Source organism: Streptomyces sp. NPDC088766, assembly GCF_044750845.1.
GTDB lineage: Bacteria > Actinomycetota > Actinomycetes > Streptomycetales > Streptomycetaceae > Streptomyces.
The window spans coordinates 69,057-91,364 of record NZ_JBIVKQ010000008.1; the positions used below are offsets into that span (position 1 = coordinate 69,057).

Annotated in this window: 17 protein-coding genes; 8 read left to right on the forward strand and 9 right to left on the reverse strand. The window is 73.4% G+C overall.

Annotated elements, in window-relative coordinates:
* Positions 1–57: 57 nt before the first annotated feature.
* Positions 58–510, reverse strand: a complete 453-nt coding sequence (locus ACIP5W_RS13490) for a cyclic nucleotide-binding domain-containing protein (protein ID WP_401471394.1) — start codon at positions 508–510, stop codon at positions 58–60.
* Between the two features lie 353 nt (positions 511–863).
* On the opposite strand from ACIP5W_RS13490, the gene ACIP5W_RS13495 reads away from it, so the two are divergent.
* Entirely contained in the window at positions 864–1,094 is a 231-nt protein-coding gene (locus ACIP5W_RS13495; protein WP_401471397.1) for a hypothetical protein, read from the forward strand.
* Between the two features lie 221 nt (positions 1,095–1,315).
* Here ACIP5W_RS13495 and ACIP5W_RS13500 read toward each other — a convergent pair whose 3' ends face one another.
* The 4 genes from ACIP5W_RS13500 to ACIP5W_RS13515 all read right to left on the reverse strand — a co-directional run bounded on the left by ACIP5W_RS13500 (position 1,316) and on the right by ACIP5W_RS13515 (position 3,795).
* Positions 1,316–1,834 carry a flavodoxin domain-containing protein gene (locus ACIP5W_RS13500; RefSeq protein ID WP_401471400.1) on the reverse strand — a complete coding sequence of 173 codons (519 nt, stop codon included), beginning with the start codon at positions 1,832–1,834 and terminating at the stop codon, positions 1,316–1,318.
* A gap of 5 nt (positions 1,835–1,839) precedes the next feature.
* A complete protein-coding gene (locus ACIP5W_RS13505) occupies positions 1,840–2,376 on the reverse strand; it encodes a universal stress protein (protein ID WP_401471403.1) in 537 nt (178 codons plus the stop codon).
* A 120-nt stretch (positions 2,377–2,496) separates the two neighbouring features.
* Complete coding sequence (locus tag ACIP5W_RS13510; RefSeq protein WP_401471406.1) at positions 2,497–2,874, reverse strand: hypothetical protein; 378 nt, start codon at positions 2,872–2,874, stop codon at positions 2,497–2,499.
* A gap of 180 nt (positions 2,875–3,054) precedes the next feature.
* Positions 3,055–3,795: a CBS domain-containing protein gene (locus ACIP5W_RS13515; RefSeq protein WP_401471409.1), complete on the reverse strand. Its 741-nt coding sequence runs from the start codon at positions 3,793–3,795 to the stop codon at positions 3,055–3,057.
* Positions 3,796–4,264: 469 nt separating this feature from the next.
* Between ACIP5W_RS13515 and ACIP5W_RS13520 the strand changes: the two genes are divergently transcribed.
* From ACIP5W_RS13520 to ACIP5W_RS13530, 3 genes are all read left to right on the forward strand, one after another.
* Positions 4,265–5,143 (forward strand): universal stress protein, encoded by an 879-nt coding sequence (locus ACIP5W_RS13520; RefSeq protein ID WP_401471931.1) that lies wholly within the window; start codon positions 4,265–4,267, stop codon positions 5,141–5,143.
* A gap of 161 nt (positions 5,144–5,304) precedes the next feature.
* Positions 5,305–7,677 carry a glycoside hydrolase family 65 protein gene (locus ACIP5W_RS13525; protein WP_401471934.1) on the forward strand — a complete coding sequence of 791 codons (2,373 nt, stop codon included), beginning with the start codon at positions 5,305–5,307 and terminating at the stop codon, positions 7,675–7,677.
* Between the two features lie 155 nt (positions 7,678–7,832).
* Complete coding sequence (locus ACIP5W_RS13530; protein WP_401471412.1) at positions 7,833–8,813, forward strand: Acg family FMN-binding oxidoreductase; 981 nt, start codon at positions 7,833–7,835, stop codon at positions 8,811–8,813.
* A gap of 210 nt (positions 8,814–9,023) precedes the next feature.
* Here ACIP5W_RS13530 and adhE read toward each other — a convergent pair whose 3' ends face one another.
* The 4 genes from adhE to ppdK form a co-directional block, all read right to left on the reverse strand.
* Positions 9,024–11,666, reverse strand: a complete 2,643-nt coding sequence (gene adhE / locus ACIP5W_RS13535) for a bifunctional acetaldehyde-CoA/alcohol dehydrogenase (protein WP_401471415.1) — start codon at positions 11,664–11,666, stop codon at positions 9,024–9,026.
* A gap of 218 nt (positions 11,667–11,884) precedes the next feature.
* A complete protein-coding gene (locus tag ACIP5W_RS13540) occupies positions 11,885–12,532 on the reverse strand; it encodes a CBS domain-containing protein (RefSeq protein ID WP_401471418.1) in 648 nt (215 codons plus the stop codon).
* An 88-nt stretch (positions 12,533–12,620) separates the two neighbouring features.
* On the reverse strand, positions 12,621–13,004 hold the full coding sequence (locus ACIP5W_RS13545; protein WP_401471421.1) for a hypothetical protein: 384 nt from the start codon (positions 13,002–13,004) through the stop codon (positions 12,621–12,623).
* Positions 13,005–13,129: 125 nt separating this feature from the next.
* A complete protein-coding gene (gene ppdK, locus ACIP5W_RS13550; protein ID WP_401471424.1) occupies positions 13,130–15,826 on the reverse strand; it encodes a pyruvate, phosphate dikinase in 2,697 nt (898 codons plus the stop codon).
* A 233-nt stretch (positions 15,827–16,059) separates the two neighbouring features.
* On the opposite strand from ppdK, the gene ACIP5W_RS13555 reads away from it, so the two are divergent.
* The 4 genes from ACIP5W_RS13555 to ctaD all read left to right on the forward strand — a co-directional run bounded on the left by ACIP5W_RS13555 (position 16,060) and on the right by ctaD (position 22,307).
* Positions 16,060–16,992, forward strand: a complete 933-nt coding sequence (locus ACIP5W_RS13555; protein ID WP_401471427.1) for a universal stress protein — start codon at positions 16,060–16,062, stop codon at positions 16,990–16,992.
* A gap of 346 nt (positions 16,993–17,338) precedes the next feature.
* A complete protein-coding gene (pflB, locus tag ACIP5W_RS13560; RefSeq protein ID WP_401471430.1) occupies positions 17,339–19,597 on the forward strand; it encodes a formate C-acetyltransferase in 2,259 nt (752 codons plus the stop codon).
* Entirely contained in the window at positions 19,594–20,340 is a 747-nt protein-coding gene (gene pflA / locus ACIP5W_RS13565) for a pyruvate formate-lyase-activating protein (RefSeq protein WP_401471433.1), read from the forward strand. The genes pflB and pflA overlap by 4 nt, the downstream gene beginning before the upstream one ends.
* Positions 20,341–20,600: 260 nt before the next feature.
* Positions 20,601–22,307 (forward strand): cytochrome c oxidase subunit I, encoded by a 1,707-nt coding sequence (ctaD, locus tag ACIP5W_RS13570; RefSeq protein WP_401471436.1) that lies wholly within the window; start codon positions 20,601–20,603, stop codon positions 22,305–22,307.
* The last annotated feature ends 1 nt before the right edge of the window (position 22,308 follow it).

Genomic DNA, 22,308 nt, shown 5'->3' on the forward strand with positions numbered 1-22,308 from the left:
CGGTGACCGGGCCCGGACGGCCGGGGCGGCGTCGTCGGCAGACGGGGCGCCCCGGCCTCAGCGGCTGCCGCTGCCGTACGGGGCGTACAGGTCGAGCAGGCGGACACGGGCCGATTGCAGCCGGTGGGCGACGACCCGCCCGACCCACTGTGCGACCGCGCGGCCGAACTCCGGGTCGCCGGCGCACATCGCCCGCACGGCCTCCGCGTCGAACTCCCACGCGCGCACCGGACTGGTGGCCTCGGCGCCCAGCTGCCACACGTACGGCGGGAAGTGCCAGGACCAGCCGACCAGTTCGCCGTGGCCGATCGACTCGATGACAGCGGCGCGACGGCCGGGCACCCGCAGGTCGAGGGCGACGGTCCCGGTCCTGATGATCCAGAAGCGGTCGGCGTGCCGTCCCTCCTCGAAAATGCGGGTGCCCACGTCGAAGGCGACCTCGCGGGCGTACCGCATCAGCTGTTCACGGTGCTGGATCGGAAGGCCCGCGGCCAGAGTGATGGAGGTCATCGTTCCGGTTCCCTTCTTGCCTCCGGCCGCAGGCGGCCGACGTGTGGGGCGTACGCAGTGTGCTCGGGGCGTCGGCGGCGGAGCCGGCCCGCGCCGCGTCGGGTGCGCCGGCCGGTGCCGACTCGCCACGGCAGCTCCGCTGATTCCAGACTGTCCCCGTCGGCCCGCGCTGGCCACGGGCCGCTCGACCCCAATGAGGGCCCTTCCGGCCCAACGGGTGGGACTCGGCCCGACAGGTGGTGCATCGGGCCGCTTCCCGGCGGCATCCGGGCCGGTCGGCCCATGGGACGAGGTGCCGGAGGGAGTCGGCCGGAGGCGAAGGAACAGTGCCGGACCGGGAGGAGTGAGGAAGAGTGGGCAGGGCTCTCGCACCGGAACGCCGGGAGCGGCTCGCGCTGCTGCTGGCCACCTCGACGGGGGTGACGTTCACGATCGCCGCGGTGGCCGACGCGCTGGCCGTACGCCGGGCACGCCGTCGGGCGGCGGCCCTGCCGCCTGAACCGCCGGCTCGGAACCAGGAGCGGGCGGACAGCGAGCGGGCGGACAGCGAGCGGCCGGACCGCCGCACACCTGTCTCCTGCTGACCGGTGCCGACCGGACCGCCGCACACCGGTCCCCCGCAGACCGCGCGGCCGCACACCACCGCCGCACACCACCGAGCCGCACACCACCGAGCCGCACACCACCGAGCCGCACACCACCGAGGGGTCCCACCGGCACCTTCCGCCCGCCCGGCGGGCCCCCCGCCCCGTACGGCCGGCACGCCGGAGGTCCGCGCACGGCCCGGAGCGCCCGGCAGCGCCCGTCAGGCGGTCGGCCGGCCCTTCAGCGCGGCGGCCGTCCGTGCCGTCCACGCGTCGATGGCGTCCCAGTCGCGGTAGTCGCCGAACCGGCCGCCCATCAGGCGGAAGACGATCCGGCCCGTACGCGGCAGCCGGGCCGCCGTGACGACACCGGAGAACAGACGGTGGTCCCGGTACCCGAGACCGGCCGGCAGGCCCTTCTCGATCACCGGCACCTCTTTGGGCCCCATGCGCCTGAACGGCCCACGCAGCGCGTCCGGCATCCCGACGCTGAAGATCCACACCGGCCGCACCCGCAGCACGTCGAGGTTGTCCCGGAGGAAGTCCACGGCCGGGGGGAGCCAGCTCTGCCCGTGCACGGCGCTTCCCAGCACGAACGCCTCGTAGGCGCCCGCGTCGGCGACCTCGGCCAGGGACCGGGCCTCCGCCACGAGTCCCGCCCGCCGCAGGCCGGCCGCGATCCGCTCGGCGATCTCCCGGGTGGAGCCGTCCGCGCTCACGTGGCCGACCAGGATGGTCATGGCGGTCACCCCGACGCGGCGTGGGCGGGGGTGCGGGGCGCTCGCGCACGCGGTTCTGCCGCGGCCACCGTGAGCGGCGCATGGGACCGGACGGGCACCACGGGCACCGCGACCACCGGAACGGGTGCGTGCCGCAGGCACTCACGACCGACGGCGCCCATCACCGGGGCCTCCCCCCACTCGTGCGGCGTGCGTCCCAGAGCCAGCAGGAGGGCGCCGCGGGCCCGCTCCAGGAGCACCCGCGCGGCGGGACCCTCGACCAGCTCGGCGCGTACGGCCACGTCGGGCCGCCGGCCGAACACCTCGCGCAGCGTGTCCGCCAGCCGTCGCGCGGCCGCGTCCCGCTCGGCGGCGGCGGTGGGGCGCGCCGCGACCGGGGCGTACGGCGCGAACCCGGGCCCCGACGGCTCCCAGGCGTGCACGGCGACCACCTCCGCCCCCAGAGCCCGGGCCTGCTCCACGGCCCAGCGCAGAGCCGACGACGAGGCCTCGGACCCGTCGACGCCCACCACGATCCTTCCGGCGGTGACGATGTCGGTCATGGCAGCCTCCCGGAGAGTTCTCGTACCGCCACGGTGGCTCCGGTGTCGGCCGCGCGGCGTGGGCCGGGTGGTTCCCGCCGCGCCGCCGATGGTCCCTTGCGGACCGGGCCGGCGGGCCGCTCAGTACAGGGACGCGGGCCAGCCGGTCAGTACGGCGACGACCACGCCCACGTCGAGCAGCACGCCGAGGGACAGCCAGCGGTTGAACCACAGGGTCTTCAGCAGCAGGCCGACGCAGGCGGCGAGGAGCGCCGCCGCCGGCCATCCGCCGCTCCGCACGGCGACGGCCGCGCCCGCGACGACGCACAGCATGGACGTCACCGAGGCGAGGCCGATGGCGGCGGCTCCCGCGACCCGGGGACCGGGCACTCCTGCCGCCGCCAGCGCCCAGGAGTGCCGGGGGTCGAACGGCCCGTCCCCGCCGGTGCGCGCCGGCCAGACCGGCAGATGGACGAAACCGTGCACGAACAGCACCATCGAGACGAGCGCCGTGGCCATGACGTCGATTCCTCCTTCCCGTGCGTCGGCTTCCCGTGCGTCAGCCGCTCCCGGACCGCTCCTCGACCGCTCCTCGTGGAGGGCCTGTCCGAGGCCGGCCCCGCCCGGAGCCCCGACGATTCCGGTTTCCTCCGGCTTGATCCGCCGGACAGGCCCTGGTGCGGTGACCGGGGAGCGGGCTCAGAGCCGGCGCATCCAGTCGTCCGTGATGCCGTGCAGGGCCGCCTGGTCTGCGGGCGGCAGATGGGAGTCGTCGAGCCGGTACGAGAGGCGGTCGACGACCGCGACCACACCGTCGAGGCGGCTCGTCAGGCCCACCGCGACGGGGATGTCGCTGCGCCGCTCCAACTGGCCGGTGAGCGTGACCACGCCGTTCCTGACGGAGGCCTCGACGACGTGCGGCGCCAGCCACAGCGCGTCGCCGAAGACCCGCTGCTCCACCTCCCGGCGGATCTCCTCGTCGGGGCGCAGGAACACCCGGAGCAGTTCGCGCCGGGTGACGATGCCGACCAGCCGGTCCTCCCCGTCCACCACCGGCAGCCGCTCGATGCCGTGTTCGGCCATGAGCCGGGCCGCCTCGGTGACGGTGGCGTCGGCGCGCACCGTGACCGCGGGAACCGACATGACGCTGCCGGCCGTGCCGGCACGGGCCCTGACCGTGTCCCGGCGGACGCGCCGGCTCAGCCCGCGCAGCCGCTCCGTCCAGGAGCCCCGGCCGCCGCCCGGTGCGGGAGCCGTCGCCTGCCGGAGCAGGAGATCCGTTTCGGACACCACACCGACGACCTTCCCTTCCGGGTCGGTCACCGGCAGCCCGCTGACGCGGTGCCGGTCGAGCCTGCGCACCACTTCCTTGAACGGTGTGTCGCGCTCGGCCGTGACGACGTCGCGGACCATGAGGGTGTCGACCCTGGTGGCCTTCATGACTGATTCTCCTCGAACGGTCGGGACGTGTCCGGGGGAGGAACCGTGGGGCCCTCCCTCCGGAGCCTGTGCCCCCAGCGTCCTCCGGAAGGGGCACGTCCCCCAGGGCCTGAGCGGCCCCGGACACCGGGCCGAGTGGCCCTCACTGCCGTCAGCGGCCCGCGGCCGCCGCCCGCACCGCTCCCACGTCCGTGGGCGGCAAGCCGGCCCCCCGGGGGGCCGTGCCTCGCCGGCTGCCGGCTGCCGCGCCGTCCGCGCCGTCCGCGCCGTCCGCGCCGTCCGCGCCGTCCGAGGCGTCCGAGGCGTCCGAGGCGTCCGAGTCGACCGAGGCGTCCGAGTCGACCGGGTGGGCCGACCGGCCCCCCGGACCACCCCCTTCGCCCCTGCCCCGGCGGCGCAGGCGTGCGACGGTGGTGGAGAGGGTTTCTGCTGCATGCGCAGGGCACCCCGACGAAAGGCGGTGAGCACGATGACGGAACTGCCCCTGATCGTGGGCGTCGACGGATCGGATCCCAGTTTGACGGCGGTCGACTGGGCCGTGGACGAGGCGGCCCGCCTGGGCCTGCCGCTGCGGCTGGTCCACGCCTCCCTCTGGGAGCGCTACGAGGGCACCATGGTGTTCCGCGGGCAGGACCGCCCCTCGGCGCAGGTGCTGGCGGAGCACATCGTCGCCTCCGCCGCGGAACGCGCCCGGCGGCGCAACCCGGACGTCAAGGTGTCGACCGCGGTCCTCACCACGGAACCCGCGGACGCCCTCCTGCACGAGGGCGACAACGCCGCTCTCCTGGTGACCGGCTCGCGCGGCCGTGGTGAGCTGAAGGGAATGCTCCTCGGCTCGGTGGGCCTGGCCGTCGCCGCCCGCGCGCACTGCCCGGTGACCGTGGTCCGCGGTGATGCCGCCGCCCTGGCCGGCACCCACGAGCGGATCCTCCTCGGGGCCGGCGACCCGGACACCGGTGGTGACGCGGTGCGCCTCGCCTTCCGCGAGGCCGAGGCGCGGGCGTGCACCCTGGACGTCGTGCGCGCCTGGCGCTGCCCGGCGCACGAGAGCGTCGACCATCCGGCACCGGCCGACGAACGGGCCCGCCGGCACGAGGAACGTGCCTCGGCCCTGCTCGACGAGGTCCTCCGGGAGGCGACGGCCGAGCACCCGGCGGTCCGGGTGCGCCGGACGACGGTGGAGGGACCGGCCGCCAAGGCGCTCGTCGACCGCTCGGCCGCCGCCGACCTCGTCATCGTCGGCGCGCGGCGCAGGGTCGGCCACCTCGGCCTGCAACTCGGCCGGGTGAGCCACACGCTGCTGCACCACGCGCAGTGCCCGGTGACGGTCGTACCGCAGCGGGTGTGAGAGCCCCCGCTCACGCACACAGGAGGGAGGCGGAGGGGACCGTGGCGCCGTTGCCGGAACGGACGGGCCCGTCCCGCCGGTCCGGCACCGCGAGCGGACCGGCGGCCGGCACCCGCGACACCGACGACCTGGCACAGCCCGCCGAGGGGCCCGGTGCCGCCGTGCCGGACGGGGTGTGGGAGTACCACGGGTACGACCCCGGGCAGGAGCCGCTCAGGGAATCGCTGTGCACGCTGGGCAACGGCTACTTCGCCACCCGCGGCGCGTTCCCGGAGTGCGACGCGGACGGCGTGCACTATCCGGGCACCTACGCGGCCGGCTGCTACAACCGGCTGACGTCCGAGGTCGCGGGCCGCCTCGTCGAGAACGAGGACATGGTCAACCTCCCCAACTGGCTTCCGCTGCGGTTCCGGCTCGTCGGAGGGGAGTGGCTCACCCCGGACACGGCCACGGTGCTCGACCACCGCCTCCTGCTCCACCTCGCCTCGGGCCTGCTGGAGCGGCGGACCCGGTACGCCCTCGGTGACGAAAGCGCCCTGACGGTGCGCCAGCAGCGGCTCGTGCACATGGCGGACCCCCATCTCGCCGCCCTGCGCACCGAGTTCACCCTGGAAGGCCACACCGCCGACCTGGAGGTCGAGGCTGCACTCGACGGTGGCGTCACCAACGCCGGCGTGCCCCGCTACCGTGACCTGGACGGCCGCCACCTCACCCACGTGCACACCGGCACCCGCGCCGCGGACACGGTGTGGCTGCGCTGCCGTACCCGGACCTCCGACGTCCGCATCGGCATGGCGGTCCGTCTCACGTCGGCCGACGTCCCGGTCGCCGCGCGGCACGAGCAGCTGCGGGCGGTCCAGGAGACCGTCCTGCACCTGACCGCCGGGAGGACCGTCACCGTCGACAAGACCGTCGCCCTGCACACCTCCCACGACCGCGCCATCAGCGACCCCCTGGAGGCGGCGGTCGAGCGGGTGGGCCGGGCCCCCGGATTCGACGAACTGCTCGAGGCCCATCTGACGGCCTGGGACCTGCTGTGGCGCCGGGCCGACATCGACGTCCCCGGCGAGCCGGGAGCCGTCCTGCGGCTGCACCTGTTCCACGTGCTGCAGACCCTGTCCCCGCACACCGCGGACCTCGACGTCGGGGTCCCGGCCCGGGGCCTGCACGGCGAGGCGTACCGCGGGCACGTGTTCTGGGACGAACTGTTCGTCCTGCCGTACCTCGACCTCCACTTCCCCGAGGTCTCCCGCGCCCTGCTCCGCTACCGCCACCGCCGCCTGGAGCAGGCCTGCTCGGCCGCGCGCGCGATCGGTCGGCGCGGTGCCCGCTACCCCTGGCAGAGCGGCAGCGACGGGCGGGAGGAGACACAGCGCCTGCACCTCAACCCCCGTTCCGGGCGCTGGCTGCCCGACAACTCCCGGCTGCAGTACCACGTCGGCTCGGCGATCGCGTACAACGTGTGGCAGTACTGCGAGGCCAGCGGGGACGCCGAGTTCCTGCACACCAAGGGCGCCGAGATGCTCCTGCAGATCGCCCGCTTCTGGGCGGACTCGGCCACCTGGGACGAGCGCCTCGGGCGGCACCGCATCCTGGGCGTCATGGGACCCGACGAGTACCACGACGCGTACCCCGACGCTCCGGAACCCGGACTCGACGACAACGCCTACACCAACGTCACGGCCGCCTGGGTGCTCACCCGCACCCTCGAGGTGCTCGCGGCCCTGCCCGAGCCGCGCCGACGCGAACTGGCCGAGCGCACCGGCCTCGACGGCGGCGAACTGGAACAGTGGGAGGACGTCTCCCGCACCCTGCACGTGCCCTTCCACGACGGCGTCGTCAGCCAGTTCCAGGGCTACGGCGACCTCGCCGAACTCGACTGGGGGGACTACCGCAGGCGGTACGACGACATCCGGCGCCTGGACCGGATCCTGGAGGCGGAGGGCGACACCGCCAACCGCTACAAGGCGTCCAAGCAGGCCGACGTGCTGATGCTCGGCTACCTGTTCTCCCCCGCGGAACTCCGGGCGCTGTTCCACCGCCTGGGACACCGCCTGGACGAGGACACCTGGCTGCGCACCGTCGACTACTACCTGGGGCGCACCAGCCACGGCTCCACGCTCAGCGGACTGGTCCACGGCTGGATCCTCGCCAGGGCCCGGCGCGCCGAGGCATGGACCTTCTGCCAGGAGGCCCTGCGCGGCGACATCGCGGACATCCAGGGCGGCACCACCGGCGAGGGCATCCACCTGGGTGCCATGGCCGGCAGCCTCGACCTGGTACAGCGCGGGCTGACCGGACTGGAGACCCGCGAGGGGGCCCTGTGGCTCGACCCGGTGCCGCTGCCGGAACTGTCCTCGTACGGGTTCGCCCTGCGCTACCAGGGCCACTGGGGCGTACGGCTGCGGCTGTCGCGCGGGCAGCTGGAGATCGAGGTGCCGCCGTCGGACCGCTCGCCCATCGACATCCAGCTCGCCGACCGGGCCGTGAGCGTCCAGCCGGGGGAGACGAGCCGTCTGCTTCTCCCCGGGTGACGACGCCCGGCGGAACCCGCGCCGGCCCGCGCCGGCCCCGGACCCGTCGTCGCCAGGGCCCCTCGGCCGCCGCGGGGGACCTGCGGCCCCTGCCGGGAAACCGCTGCTCGGAGCGATCCTGGGAACAGGAAGCTCAAGAAAGGGCGGCACCGTTCATGTCCGTCGTCAGCGCATGCCCCGGTCACGCCTCCGCCTATCTGGCCCGCGCGGCCGTCACCGCGCCCTCGCTCCACAACACCCAGCCCTGGCGCTTCGTGGCGCACGGGGACAGGGGCATCGAACTGCACGCGGTCGCGGAGCGGGGACTGCCCCTGGCCGACCCCCTGGGACGGGAGATGGTCCTCGGCTGCGGGGCGGCCCTGCTCAACATCCGGCTCGCCATGCTGCACCTGGGGTTCCGGCCCCTCGTCGACACCTTCCCCGACCCGCAGGACCTCGCCCACCTCGCCACGGTCGGCTGGGGTGCCCACACCCGGCCGACCCCCGAGGAGCAGCGTCTGTACGCCGCCCTGGGCAGACGGCACACCGCGCGCGGCCCCTTCCTGCCGCAGGCGCCGCCCGCGGGCCTCCTGGAGGAGTTGCGCGAGCAGGTCCGTCGTGAGGGCGCCGAGCTGCACGTCGTCGCCGCCGGCGCGGACCGCCGGCGGCTGGCCGAACTGGTCCGGGCCGGCGAGGACGCCCACCGCACCGACGCGAGGCTCGCGGCCGAGCAGGCCGGATGGACCTGGCGGCCCGCCCAGCCCCGCGACGACGGGGTCCCGGCCGACGTCGGCGTCCTGCACCCGGACTGCACCACGCTCGCCGGCCGGGACTACGCGGGCCTGACCGGCATGTTCCCCATGCCGCCCCGGCGGTGGCCGGCCCGGACCGGACTGGTGGCGCTGCTCGGCACCGACCGCGACGACCCGGCCGCCTGGCTGAGGGCCGGCCAGGCGCTGGAGCGGATGCTGCTGCAGGCGGCCGCCCACGGCGTCATGGCGGCCTTCCACACGCAGCCCCTCGAGGTGCCGCACCTGCGCAGGCGGATCCGGCAGACGCTCACCGCGGGGCAGTACCCGCAGATGGTCCTCCGTCTCGGCCACCCGCCCTGCGTGCGGTCCCTGCCCCGGCGTCCCGTCACCGACGTGCTCGGCTGACGGCGCGCCGTACCGGCCGGCGGAAGACGAAGGGCCGGGCGAGACCTCCGAAAGGTCTCGCCCGGCCCTTCGTCGCGTCGCCGCCGTCTTCGCCGTCCGTGCCGTCCTCGCCGTCCGCGCGGGCGCCGCGGTGCGCCGAAGCCGGCCGGGCCGGGGTCCGGCGACCCCGGCCCGGCCGGCTCTCCCCTGATCGCCGCCCGGCGACCGCGCTCAGCCGTGGTAGGCCGCGCGCATGATCTCCTGCATGTCGTCCAGCATCGGCATGCGGGGGTTGGCGGGCGCGCACTGGTCCTCGTAGGCGTTGAGCGCCTGCTGGGGCAGGGCGTCGGCGAAGGCCTTCTCGTCGATGCCGAGGGCCCGGAACGTCGGCTCGATGCCGACGGCTTCACGCAGCCGCTCGACGGCCAGGGCGAGGGACTCCACACCCTCGGCGGGGGTGGCGGCGGGCAGGCCCAGGGCGCGCGCGATGTCCTGGAAGCGTTCGGGGGCCCGGTAGTTCTCGTACTTGGGCCAGCCGGTCAGCTTGGTCGGGACACTGCCGTTGTAGCGGATGACGTGCGGCAGCAGGACCGCGTTGGTGCGGCCGTGGGCGATGTGGAAGGTGGCGCCCAGCGTGTGGGACATGGCGTGGACGATGCCCAGGAAGGCGTTGCCGAAGGCCATTCCGGCGATGGTGCCGGCGTTGTGCATCTTCTCGCGGGCCTCGGGCGACGCGTCGCGGTCGTTCACCGCGGCACCGATGTTGTCGAAGATCAGGCGGATCGCGTGCAGCGCGAGGCCGTCGGTGAAGTCGTTGGCGTAGACGGAGACGTACGCCTCGATGGCGTGGGTGAGGGCGTCGAAGCCGCTGTCGGCGGCCAGGGCCGGCGGCAGCGCGGTGGTGAGCAGCGGATCGACGATGGCCACGCTGGGGGTGAGCGCGTAGTCGGCCAGCGGGTACTTCTTGCCGGTCGCCGGATCGGAGATGACGGCGAACGGCGTGACCTCGGCGCCGGTTCCCGAGGTGGTCGGCACGCACACCAGGCGGGCGAGCCTGCCGAGCGTCGGGAAGCGGAAGGCGCGCTTGCGGATGTCGGAGAACTTCTGCCGCATGTCGGCGAAATCGATGTCCGGCTGCTCGTACAGCAGCCACATCACCTTCGCCGCGTCCATGGGCGAGCCGCCGCCGAGCGCGATGATCGTGTCCGGGCGGAAGTCCTCCATCAGGCGGGCGCCGCGCCGCACGGAGTCGATGCTGGGCTCGGGCTCGACGTTGTCGATGATCTGGAGGGTGACCGGTTCGCGGCGCCGCTGCAGGACACCGGTGATCCGGTCGACGAAGCCGAGACGGGTCATGGTCGCGTCGGTGACGACGGTGACGCGGTGCACGTCCGGCATGGAGGTGAGGTAGCGGATGGCCTGCGGCTCGAAGTAGATCTTCGGCGGGACCTTGAACCACTGCAGGTTGTTGCGGCGGGTGGAGACCCGCTTGACGTTGAGCAGCTGGGCGGCGGAGACGTTGTTCGACACCGACGTGCTGCCCCACGAGCCGCAGCCGAGCGTCAGCGACGGCAGCAGGCCGTTGTAGATGCCGCCGATCGCGCCCTGCGAGGAGGGGGCGTTGACGATGACCCGCACGGTCTTCATGCGCATGCCGTAGGCCTCCGCCACGGCGCGGTCCTCGGTGTGGACGACGGCGCTGTGGCCCTGGCCGTGGAACGCCACCATGTCGGCGGCCAGGTCGAAGCCGTGGCGCTCGTCCTCGGCGCGCAGCACCGCCAGCACCGGGCACAGCTTCTCCCGGGTCAGCGGTTCGTCCGGTCCCACGCGGCCGGCCTGCACGAGGATCAGCGAGGTGTGCTCCGGCACGGCGAACCCGGCCTGCTCGGCTATCCACGCCGGGCTCCGGCCGACGGCCGCCGCGTTGACCTTCGGCTCGCAGCCGGCCCCCGCCTTGTGGTCGACGGGGAAGAGGAACGCCTCCAGCTTCGCCTTCTCCTCCTCGGTGGCCAGGTGGGCGTGCAGGGTGCGGAACTCGGCCAGCGCCGCGTCGTAGATCTCGGTGTCCAGGATGACGGCCTGCTCGGAGGCGCAGATCATGCCGTTGTCGAAGGACTTCGACAGCACCAGGTCGTTGACGGCCCGGCGCAGCCTGGCGCTCCTGTGCACGTAGGCGGGGACGTTGCCCGCACCCACGCCCAGGGCCGGCTTGCCCGCCGAGTAGGCGGCCTTGACCATGGCGTTGCCTCCGGTGGCGAGGATCAGGGAGACACCCGGGTGCCGCATCAGCGTGTCGGTCGCCTCGACCGAGGGCGCCTCGATCCACTGCACGCAGTGTTCGGGGGCGCCGGCGGCGACGGCCGCGTCGCGCACGGTCCGGGCCGCCTCGGCGCTGCACCGCTGGGCGGAGGGGTGGAAGGCGAACACGACCGGGTTGCGGGTCTTGAGCGCCATCAGCGCCTTGAAGATCGTGGTGGAGGTCGGGTTGGTGACGGGCGTGATCGCGCACACCACACCGACCGGCTCGGCTATCTCGACCATGTCCTCGATGTCGTCACGGGCGATGACCCCGACGGTCTTCATGGGGCCCATGCTGTGCGTGACGTGCTCGCAGGCGAACATGTTCTTGGCCGCCTTGTCCTCGAAGACCCCCCGTCCGGTCTCCTCCACCGCCAGGCGGGCCAGCGCGGTGTGCTGGTCCAGGGCGGCGACCGAGGCCTTCTTCACGATGTGGTCCACCTGTTCCTGGGTGAGGCCCTCGTAGTCGGCGAGGGCCTTGAGGCCGGCCGTGACCAGGCGGTCCACGGCGACCGCGGTGTCGGAGGGGGCCTCGGTGCCGACCGTGGCCCTGGTCCGGGATGCGTGTCGGGTCATGGAAGAGCCTCCAGTGTCAGGGTGCCGTGGACCCACGGCTCAGGGTTGCCGTGAGAACACGGCGGTGGCAGGGGCGGGAGCTGCACCGCGGTGGGTGGCGCCGCTTCCCGACTCCACTGTGCTGGGGACCGGGGTTCCGCCGCAGGCGCCGAAGGTCCCCGTCCGAGACCGTCCGGCCCGAACCCGCAGGGCCTGTCGGCCCGTTCGGTGCGGGCGCCTCATCGGGCCCCCGGGGATCCGGACGCGGCCGGCGCCGCGCAGTCGTCGACGCGGAACGTCAGCGCGTTCACCACGCCCACGACGCCTTCCAGCCGCCACGCCGCGCGCACGGCCTCCGGGACCTGGCTGCGCGCCTCCAGGCGGCCGTCGAGGGTGACGACGCCGTCGCGGACGGAGACGAGGACGGCGTCGGGCGGCAGTCCCAGGGTTCCGCCGACGACCTGCTCGCTGACCTGACGGCTCAGGTCGTCGTCCGTGCGCAGGAAGACCCGGAGCAGATCCCGGCGGGTGGCGATGCCGATGAGACGGTCCTCCTCGTCGACGACGGGCAGCCGCTCGACGCCGCGGCGTTCCATCAGCCGGGCCGCGTCCGGGACGCTCTGCTCGGGGTGCACGGTGATCGCGGGGCTGGACATCAGGTCGGCGGCGGTGACGGCGCCGACCCGACCGCGCCCGGACCGGTGCGCCTGTGCGCGCACCAGGTCGGTCCCGGAGACCACCCCGAGCACCTTGTCGTCGTCGTCGATCACCGGCAGTCCACTGATCCGGTGGTGGTCGAGCAGCCGCACGACTTCCTTGAACGGCGTCGCGCGGCGTGCCTCGACGACGTCCCTGGTCATCACTTCGCCGACGGTGCGGTGTGTCACGGTGGCTCTCCTCACGGGCGTGGGCGGGGAGGCGGGAGCCGAATCGGTCCCCGGCTCCCCGCCGGTTCGGGCACGGGCCCGCGGGGCCCTACCGCTGCGGGCCGCCGCGCCACGGCGGCGGCGTGGCCGTCCTGCGGGTCACGTCCCCGCGGTGCGCGACGCGTTCGGTTCCGTCGCGCAGCCGGTCCTGCAGCCGGTCGGCGAGCTCACGGGCGCTCGCCTCGCGGGCGTGGACGACCACGAGTCCGTTCCCCACCCGGATCTCGGCGGCGGCCGACCAGGGCGGTTCGACGTGGTGGGCGACGGCCCTGGCCACGCGCACCTCGCCGCTGACGGCCGGGAGCCCGCGCCGGTCGAGCGCGGCACCCACCTTCTCCCGCAGGTACGCGAGGGACTCCTCGTCCACGTCGCCCTCGGCGCGCACCAGCACGGTGGTGGTGACCTCGCCCGCAGCCGTGTCCTTGGCAGTCATGTGATCCGCTCCTTGTGATCGTTCCGGTACACCTCAAGCCTGCTGCGCGCGCCGCCCCGGTACCAGGGTCGGCCGACCCTGGTACCGGGGTCGGCCGACCCCGGTACCGGGGCCGAGGGTCCCGCTCACCTGCTGTCGCTGACGTCGGCCGCCTCCAGCGCCGCCCGTCCGGCCTCCAGGCGCGCCACCGGCACCCGGAAGGGCGAGCAGGAGACGTAGTCCAGGCCCGCGGCGTGGAAGAAGTGCACCGAGTCGGGGTCTCCACCGTGCTCGCCGCACACCCCGATCTTCAGCCCGGGCCGGGTCGCGCGGCCCTCGGCGACGGCGATCCCGATCAGCCGGCCCACGCCCTCCCGGTCGAGCGTCTCGAACGGGGAGACGGGGAAGACGCCCTTGTCGAGATAGGCCGAGAAGAACTCCGCCTCCACGTCGTCCCGGGAGAATCCCCAGGTGGTCTGCGTCAGGTCGTTGGTGCCGAAGGAGAAGAACTCCGCCTCCTCGGCGATCGGGCCGGCCGTCAGCGCCGCCCTGGGCAGTTCGATCATCGTTCCGACGGGGCAGTCGACGCGCACGCCCGACGTCGCGGAGACCTCGTCGAGCACGCGCCGCACTTCCTCGCGCACGATCCGCAGCTCACGGACGTCCCCCACGAGCGGGACCATGATCTCCGCCCGGGGGTCGCCGCCGGCCGACACCCGCCGTGCGACGGCCTCACCGATCGCCCGCACCTGCATGGCGACCAGACCGGGCACCACCAGGCCGAGCCGTACGCCCCGCAGCCCGAGCATCGGGTTCTCCTCGTGCATGCGGTTCACCGCCGTCAGCAGTTCGACGTCGTGCGCGTCGGGCAGCCCGCCGCGGGCCTCGGCGGCGGCGATACGGACGGCGAGTTCGGTGCGGTCCGGCAGGAACTCGTGCAGCGGCGGGTCCAGGAGCCGGATGGTGACCGGCAGGCCGTCCATCGCCTCCAGGATGTCGGTGAAGTCCTCCCGCTGGAGCGGCAGCAGAGCCGCCAGGGACCGGTCGCGCTCGGCCTGCGTGCGGGCCAGGATCATCTCCTCGACCAGCTTGCGGCGCTCGCCGAGGAACATGTGCTCGGTGCGGCACAGACCGATGCCCTGCGCACCGAACCGGCGCGCGCGGGCGGCGTCCTCGGGGGTGTCGGCGTTGGCACGCACCTCCAGGCGCCGGACGGCGTCGGCCCGGCTCAGGGCGCGGGCCACTGCGTCGACCACGTCGGCCGCGTGCCCGTCCGAACGACCGTCCTCCAGGAAGCGCATGACCGCCGAGTCGACCAGCGGCACCGCGCCCGCGTACACGGCTCCGGCGGAACCGTCCACGGAGACGACCGTGCCCTCCTCGACGACGGTGCCGTCGGGCGTGGTGAAGCGCCGCTCGTCGAGGTCGACGGAGAGCTCCTCGGCGCCGCACACGCAGACCTTCCCCATGCCGCGGGCGACGACGGCCGCGTGGCTCGTCTTGCCGCCGCGGCTGGTGAGCACCGCCTGGGCGGCGATCATGCCGGGCAGGTCGTCGGGGGTGGTCTCCTGCCGGACCAGCACCACCTTCTCGCCGGCCGCGGCGCGCCGTACGGCCTCCGCGGACGAGAAGACCGCCGCGCCGACCGCGGCACCGGGCGAGGCCGGGATGCCGTGGGCGAGCGCCTCACCGCCCGCCGAGGCGTCGAAGCGCGGGAACATCAGCCGGGCGAGACCCTCGCCGCTCACCCGGGCGAGGCCGTCGTCCGCGGTGATGAGCCCCTCGTCGGCCAGTGCGGCGGCGATGGCGAAGGCGGCCTCCGCGGTGCGCTTGCCGACACGGGTCTGGAGCATCCACAGCGTGCCGCGCTCGACGGTGAACTCGATGTCGCACAGGTCCCGGTAGTGCCGCTCCAGCGTTTCCATGTGGTCGCGCAGCCGGGCGAACGCGTCCGGGTTCAGCCGGCCCAGTTCGTCGAGGGGGACGGCGTTGCGGATGCCGGCGACGACGTCCTCGCCCTGGGCGTTGGACAGGTAGTCGCCGTACAGGCCGGGGCGTCCGGTGGCCGGGTCACGGGTGAAGGCGACACCGCTGCCGGAGTCGGGACCGAGGTTGCCGAACACCATGCGCTGCACGTTGACCGCGGTGCCGAGGTCGTCGGCGATGTGCTCGCGGCGCCGGTAGACGCGGGCGCGTTCGCCGTTCCAGGACTCGAAGACGGCCAGGACCGCGCGGCGCAGCTGCTCGGCGGGGGACTGCGGGAAGTCCTCGCCGGTCTCCCGGTGGATGATGTTCTTGTACGTCTCCACCAGCTGGGCGAGGTCACCGGCGTCCAGGTGGACGTCGTCCCGGACTGCGCGCACGTCCTTCAGCGAGGCGATGGCCCGCTCGAAGTGCGAGGTGTCGACCCCCATGACCGTGCTGCCGAACATCTGGACGAGACGGCGGTAGGAGTCCCAGGCGAAGCGCTCGCTGCCGGAGACCTTGGCCAGACCGAGGACGGACTCGTCGTTGAGACCGATGTCGAGGATCGTCTCCATCATGCCCGGCATGGAGAACCGGGCGCCGGAGCGGACGGACAGCAGCAGCGGATCGTCCGGCCTGCCCAGCAGCCGGCCCGCGGCGGTCTCGACGGCCGACAGGTGCGCGGAGACCTCCTCCCACATGCCCGCGGGCTCGCCGCCGGAGTCCAGGAAGGCCCGGCAGGCCTCGGTGGTGATGGTGAATCCCGGGGGCACCGGCAGTCCGAGACGGGTCATCTCGGCCAGGTTCGCTCCCTTGCCGCCGAGCAGGCCGGCCATGTCACGGCCGCCCTCGGTGAAGTCGTACACGTAACGCGCCATGACGCTGTGCTCCTCGGATGGGGGACGTGATGCTTCCAGCGTCGGTCCGGGATCCGCCGCACGCGAGGTGCCGGCGGTCCCGCCCGCGGGGGCCGGTCGGCCCCGGACCGGGCCTCGGCCCGCTCAGGGCCCAAAGGGCCGGTGCCCGGGCTGTTCGGCCCGGGGGCCGTCGGCCTCCACCTGAGGCAGGCTGGGGGGTGTCAGCAGGTCCCCCGGACCGGGAGGGATGCGTCATGCTTCACGACATCGCCGTAGGGGTCGACGGCTCGCCCGCGAGTCTCGCGGCCGCGCACTGGGCGGCCCGGGAAGCCGGACGCCGGGGCACCGGGCTCAGGATCGTGCACGCCTGGCACCGCCATCCGCGCCCCGCACCGGACGTACCGCTGGACCGCACCGAGCACCAGTGGGCCGAACAGATCCTGCGGGAGGCGGCCGCCGCCGTCCGCGCCGCACATCCCGGGCTGCGGATCACCGATCGTCTCGTGTGCGACGCCGCGGTGGCCGCCCTGATCGCCACCGCGGCCGAGACCGACCTGCTGGTTCTCGGGTCGCTGGGCCTGGGCGCCGTGGGCGGGTTCGTGACGGGATCGGTGTCCCAGCGCGTGGTCGCCCGGTCCCCGAAGCCCGTGGTGCTGGTGCGGGCGGGCCGGGGCGAGGCGGGCGAGCACCTGCCGGCCGTGGACGGCATCGCACCGGAGGAGATCCCCGAGACCCCCTTCCGCCCGGTCGTCCTGGGACTGGACACCGGCCACCCCTGCGACGAACTCGTCGAGTTCGCCTTCGACGCCGCCCACCGCCGCGGGACCGGCCTGCACGTGGTGCACGCCTTCCGCGTGCCGAACCGTCCCGCCCCCGACCCGGCGGAGACCGCCGCACCGGCCGCCGTCACCGGCCCGGCGCCGGGCCCGGAGGCGCAGGCGGCCGAGGAAGGCGCCGTGGCCGGGGTGCTGCGCCCCTGGCGGGAGAAGTACCCGACCGTCCGTGTGACCGAGACGGTGAGCGAGGGACGGGCCGCCGTCGCACTGGTGCACGCCGCGAAGCACGCCGGGCTCCTCGTGGTGGGCCGCCGTGCGAGCGGCCACCGCCTCGGTGCCCACACGGGGCCGGTGGCGCACGCCGTCCTGCACCACGTCGGCTGTCCCGTCGTCGTGGTCCCGCACGACTGAGCCCGGCGCCGCCCTCGGCCCCGCCTCCGCCGCCGGACCGACCCCGTCACGACCGGACCCGACCGCCGCTTCGACCCCGTACGGCCTCCGGTGGTCCGGACATCCGGCCCTCCGCCGCCGGCCGCGACTTCCGCGGCCGGCGGCGGACCGCTGCCCGCACCCGCCTCGCTCCGTCCGCAACGGCGGCGGCACGAAGCGCACCGCCGGAGCCGGGCCGCGCGGGGGCCGAAGGTCCCGCAACAGCGGGGCCGGGCGGGACCCGCGCGTGCACTGACCGGCACTGCCCGCCGCCGGCCGGGACGAGCAACATCGGCAGCGAGACAACGGCTCACCGAGAGGACCCGTGATGACCACGACGATGACAGCCGGCCCCCGGACCGCCGACGCCTGGCGGGAGTTCCGCGGCGGCACCTGGCGCGAACGCATCGACGTGCGCGACTTCATCCAGGCCAACTACACCCCGTACGAGGGCGACGCGGCCTTCCTGACCGGTCCCACGGACCGTACGCGGGCCGTCTGGGAGAAGGTCAGCGCGCTGTTCCCCGAGGAGCGTGCGCGCGGCATCCTCGACGTGGACACCGCGACCCCCTCGACGATCACCTCGCACGCCCCCGGCTGGATCGACCGCGACCGCGAGCTGATCGTCGGCCTGCAGACCGACGCCCCGCTCAAGCGCGCGATCATGCCGAACGGCGGCCTGCGCATGGTGCAGAACGGCCTGAAGGCGTACGGCTACGAGGCCGACCCGTTCGTGGACAAGGTCTTCGGGACCTACCGCAAGACCCACAACGACGGTGTCTTCGACGCCTACACCCCCGCCATGAAGGCGGCCCGCAGGGTCGGCATCATCACCGGGCTCCCCGACGCGTACGGCCGCGGCCGCATCATCGGCGACTACCGGCGCGTCGCGCTGTACGGCACCGACCGGCTGATCGAGGCCAAGCACGCCGAACGCGCGCTGCTCGACGCCCGGCCGTCGAGCGAACACGTCATCCGGGACCGCGAGGAACTGGCCGAACAGATCCGGGCGCTGACCGAGCTGACCCGCATGGCGGCGACCTACGGCTGTGACGTCTCCCGGCCGGCGGCCACCGCCCAGGAGGCCGTGCAGTGGCTGTACCTCGGCTACCTGGCGGCGGTGAAGGAGCAGAACGGCGCGGCGATGTCGCTCGGGCGCACCTCCACCTTCCTGGACGTCTACCTCCAGCGGGACCTGGACGAGGGCGTCCTCGACGAGGCACGGGCCCAGGAGCTGATCGACGACTTCGTCATCAAGCTGCGGATCGTCCGGTTCCTGCGCACCCCCGAGTACGACGCCCTCTTCTCCGGCGACCCGACGTGGGTGACGGAGTCGATCGGCGGCATCGGCGCGGACGGCCGCCCCCTGGTCACCCGCACCTCCTTCCGCTTCCTGCAGACCCTGTACAACCTCGGGCCCGCCCCCGAGCCGAACCTGACCGTGCTGTGGTCGCCGCGGCTGCCGGAGGGCTTCAAGGAGTTCTGCGCGCAGGTCTCCATCGACACCAGCGCCGTCCAGTACGAGTCGGACGAGCTGATGCGCCCGCGCACCGGCGACGACACGGCGATCGCCTGCTGCGTCTCCGCGATGGCGGTGGGCCGGCAGATGCAGTTCTTCGGCGCCCGGGTCAACCTCGCCAAGGCACTGCTGTACGCCGTCAACGGCGGCCGGGACGAGATGACCGGCGACCAGATCACCCCCGAGATGCCCCCGCTGACGGGCGAGTACCTCGACTACGAGGAACTGACGGCGGCCTACGACAGGGTCCTGGACTGGCTGGCACAGACCTACGTCGACGCGCTCAACGTCATCCACTACATGCACGACAAGTACGCCTACGAGCGCATCGAGATGGCCCTGCACGACTATCCGGTCCACCGCTTCATGGCCTGCGGCATCGCCGGCCTCTCGGTCGCAGCCGACAGCCTGTCCGCCGTGAAGCACGCCCGGGTGCGGGTCGTCCGGGACGCCACCGGGCTGGCCGTGGACTTCCGCACCGAGGGCGAGTTCCCCGCCTACGGCAACAACGACGACCGCGCCGACGCCCTCGCCGTCGACCTGGTGGAGTCGTTCATGGCGAAGGTGCGCAAGCACCCCACCTACCGGGACGCCGAGCACACCCAGTCGGTCCTGACCATCACCTCCAACGTCGTCTACGGCAAGCACACCGGCAACACCCCCGACGGCCGGCGGGCCGGGCAGCCCTTCGCGCCGGGCGCGAACCCGATGAACGGCCGGGACCGGCACGGCGTGGCCGCCTCGGCCCTGTCGGTGGCCAAGCTGCCGTACGAAGCGGCGCGGGACGGCATCTCGCTGACGACGACGATCACCCCGGAGGGGCTGGGGCACGTCCCCGAGGAGCGCGCCGGGCACCTGGTCGGCATCCTCGACGGCTACATGTCGGCCGGAGGGTTCCACATGAACGTCAACGTCCTGGACCGGGCCACGCTCGAGGACGCGATGGCCCACCCCGAGAAGTACCCGGAGCTGACGATCCGGGTCTCGGGATACGCCGTCAACTTCGTCCGCCTGACGCGCGAGCAGCAGCTCGACGTGATCAGCCGCACCTTCCACGGATCGCTGTGAGCACCGCCGTCGGCCGCACGACGGGCCGGATCCACTCCTGGGACCTGTCCACCGGCGTGGACGGTCCCGGGACCCGGTTCGTCCTCTTCGTCAGCGGCTGCCCGCTGCGCTGCCTGTACTGCGCCAACCCGGACACCTGGCACATGCGGGACGGGCGGGAGGCGACCGTCGACGAGGTGATGGCCGAGATCGGCAAGTACCGGGCGTTCCTCACCGCGGCCGGCGGCGGAGTCACCCTCACCGGCGGGGAGCCCCTGCTCCAGCCCGCGCTGACCGGCGCCGTGCTGCGCCGCTGCAAGGAGGCCGGACTGCACACGGCGCTGGACACCTCCGGGTTCCTGGGCGCCCGCGCGACGGACGAACTGCTCGCCGACGTCGATCTGGTGCTGCTGGACGTCAAGTCCTTCGACGTCCCCGCCTACCGGAAGCTGACCGGTGGCGAGGTGGCCCCCACCCTCAACTTCGCCACCCGCCTCGACCGGCTCGGCAAGCGGATGTGGATCCGGTACGTGCTGGTCCCCGGCTGGACCGACGACCCCGAGGCCGTCGACGGGCTGGCCCGCTTCCTGTCCGGCCTCGACAGCGTCGAGCGGGTCGACGTCCTGCCCTTCCACAAGCTCGGGGCGGCCAAGTACGACGCCCTGGGCGTCCCCTTCCCGCTGCGGGACACACCCGTCCCCGACGCGGCCCTGGTGGACCGGGTCCGCGGCCAGTTCCGCGCGCATGGGCTGACGGCCCACTGACCGGCGCCTTCGCCGGGCCGGCGGTGCGGGCCGGCGGTGCGGGCCGGCCCGGGGGCGAGAGGGACCGTTGGGCCCGGGCGGGGGCCCGAGCCGGGGCCGTTCGACCCTAGTCGGCCGGGGGTCCCCTGCGGCGATCATGTGGCAGCGGCCGGGAGTGCCGCGCCATCCACCGTGCACAGGGCCCCGCCCTGCCATCGCTGCGACCCGTGCGTGCTTCCCGGCCCCTGAGCCACAGGAACAGATGGGGAGGACGCCGTCCGATGGACGAGGCGCAGTTGGACCAGGTGACACACGCGGGAGACGCACCGGGGCGCCCCGCGCCCCGCGAGGCCGGCCCGGCCGTACGGACGGCGGCCCGGCCGTCCGGGCCGTCCTGGGCGCAGTGGCTGACGACCACCGACCACAAGAGGATCGGGACGCTGTACCTGGTCACCGCGTTCGTGTTCTTCGTCGTCGGCGGCGTGACGGCCCTGCTGATGCGCGCCGAACTCGCCCGCCCCGGGCTGCAGATCATGTCGAACGAGCAGTTCAACCAGGCGTTTACGATGCACGGCTCGATCATGCTGCTGATGTTCGCCATGCCGCTGTTCACCGGCTTCGCCAACTGGATCATGCCGTTGCAGATCGGCGCCCCGGACGTGGCCTTCCCCCGGCTGAACATGCTGGCCTACTGGCTGTTCCTGTTCGGGTCGTCGATCGCGGCGTTCGGCTTCCTCACCCCCGAGGGTGCGGCCGACTTCGGGTGGTTCCTGTACGCCCCGCTGTCCGACGCCGTCCACTCGCCCGGGGTCGGATCCGACATGTGGATCATGGGTGTCGCGCTCTCCGGCTTCGGCTCGATCCTGGGCGCGGTCAACTTCATCACCACCATCATCTGCATGCGCGCACCCGGCATGACCATGTTCCGCATGCCGATCTTCACCTGGAACGTGCTGCTGACCGCCGTGCTGATCCTGCTGGTGTTCCCGGTGCTGGCGGCGGCCCTCTTCGCCCTGGAGTGCGACCGCAAGTTCGGCAGCCACATCTTCGACGCGGCCAACGGCGGCGCGCTGCTGTGGCAGCACCTGTTCTGGTTCTTCGGCCACCCCGAGGTGTACATCCTGGCGCTGCCGTTCTTCGGGATCGTCTCCGAGGTGATACCGGTGTTCGCGCGCAAGCCGATGTTCGGGTACATGGGCCTGATCGGCGCCACCATCGCCATCGCCGGCCTGTCGGTGACGGTCTGGGCACACCACATGTACGTCACCGGAGGTGTGCTGCTGCCCTTCTTCTCCTTCATGACGTTCCTGATCGCGGTGCCCACCGGAGTGAAGTTCTTCAACTGGATCGGCACCATGTGGAAGGGCAGTCTCTCCTTCGAGACGCCGATGCTGTGGACGACGGGCTTCCTGATCACGTTCGTCTTCGGCGGGCTGACCGGCGTCATCCTCGCCTCGCCGCCCATGGACTTCCACCTGTCCGACTCGTACTTCGTGGTGGCGCACTTCCACTACACGGTGTTCGGCACGGTCGTGTACGCCATGTTCGCCGGATTCCACTTCTGGTGGCCGAAGTTCACCGGCAAGATGCTCGACGAGCGCCTCGGCAAGATCACCTTCTGGACCCTCACGGTCGGCTTCCACCTCACCTTCCTGGTCCAGCACTGGCTCGGCACCGAGGGCATGCCGCGCCGCTACGCCGACTACCTCGCCGCCGACGGGTTCACCGCCCTCAACACCCTGTCCACGATCGGCTCGTTCCTGCTGGGCCTGTCGGTCCTGCCGTTCTTCTACAACGTGTGGCGGACCGCCAGGTACGGCAAGCCGGTCCAGGTCGACGACCCGTGGGGCTACGGCCGTTCCCTGGAGTGGGCGACCTCCTGCCCGCCGCCGCGCCACAACTTCACCTCGCTCCCGCGGATCCGCTCCGAGTCGCCGGCGTTCGACCTGCACCACCCGGAGATCGCCGAGTCCGGAACGGCGGCGTGAG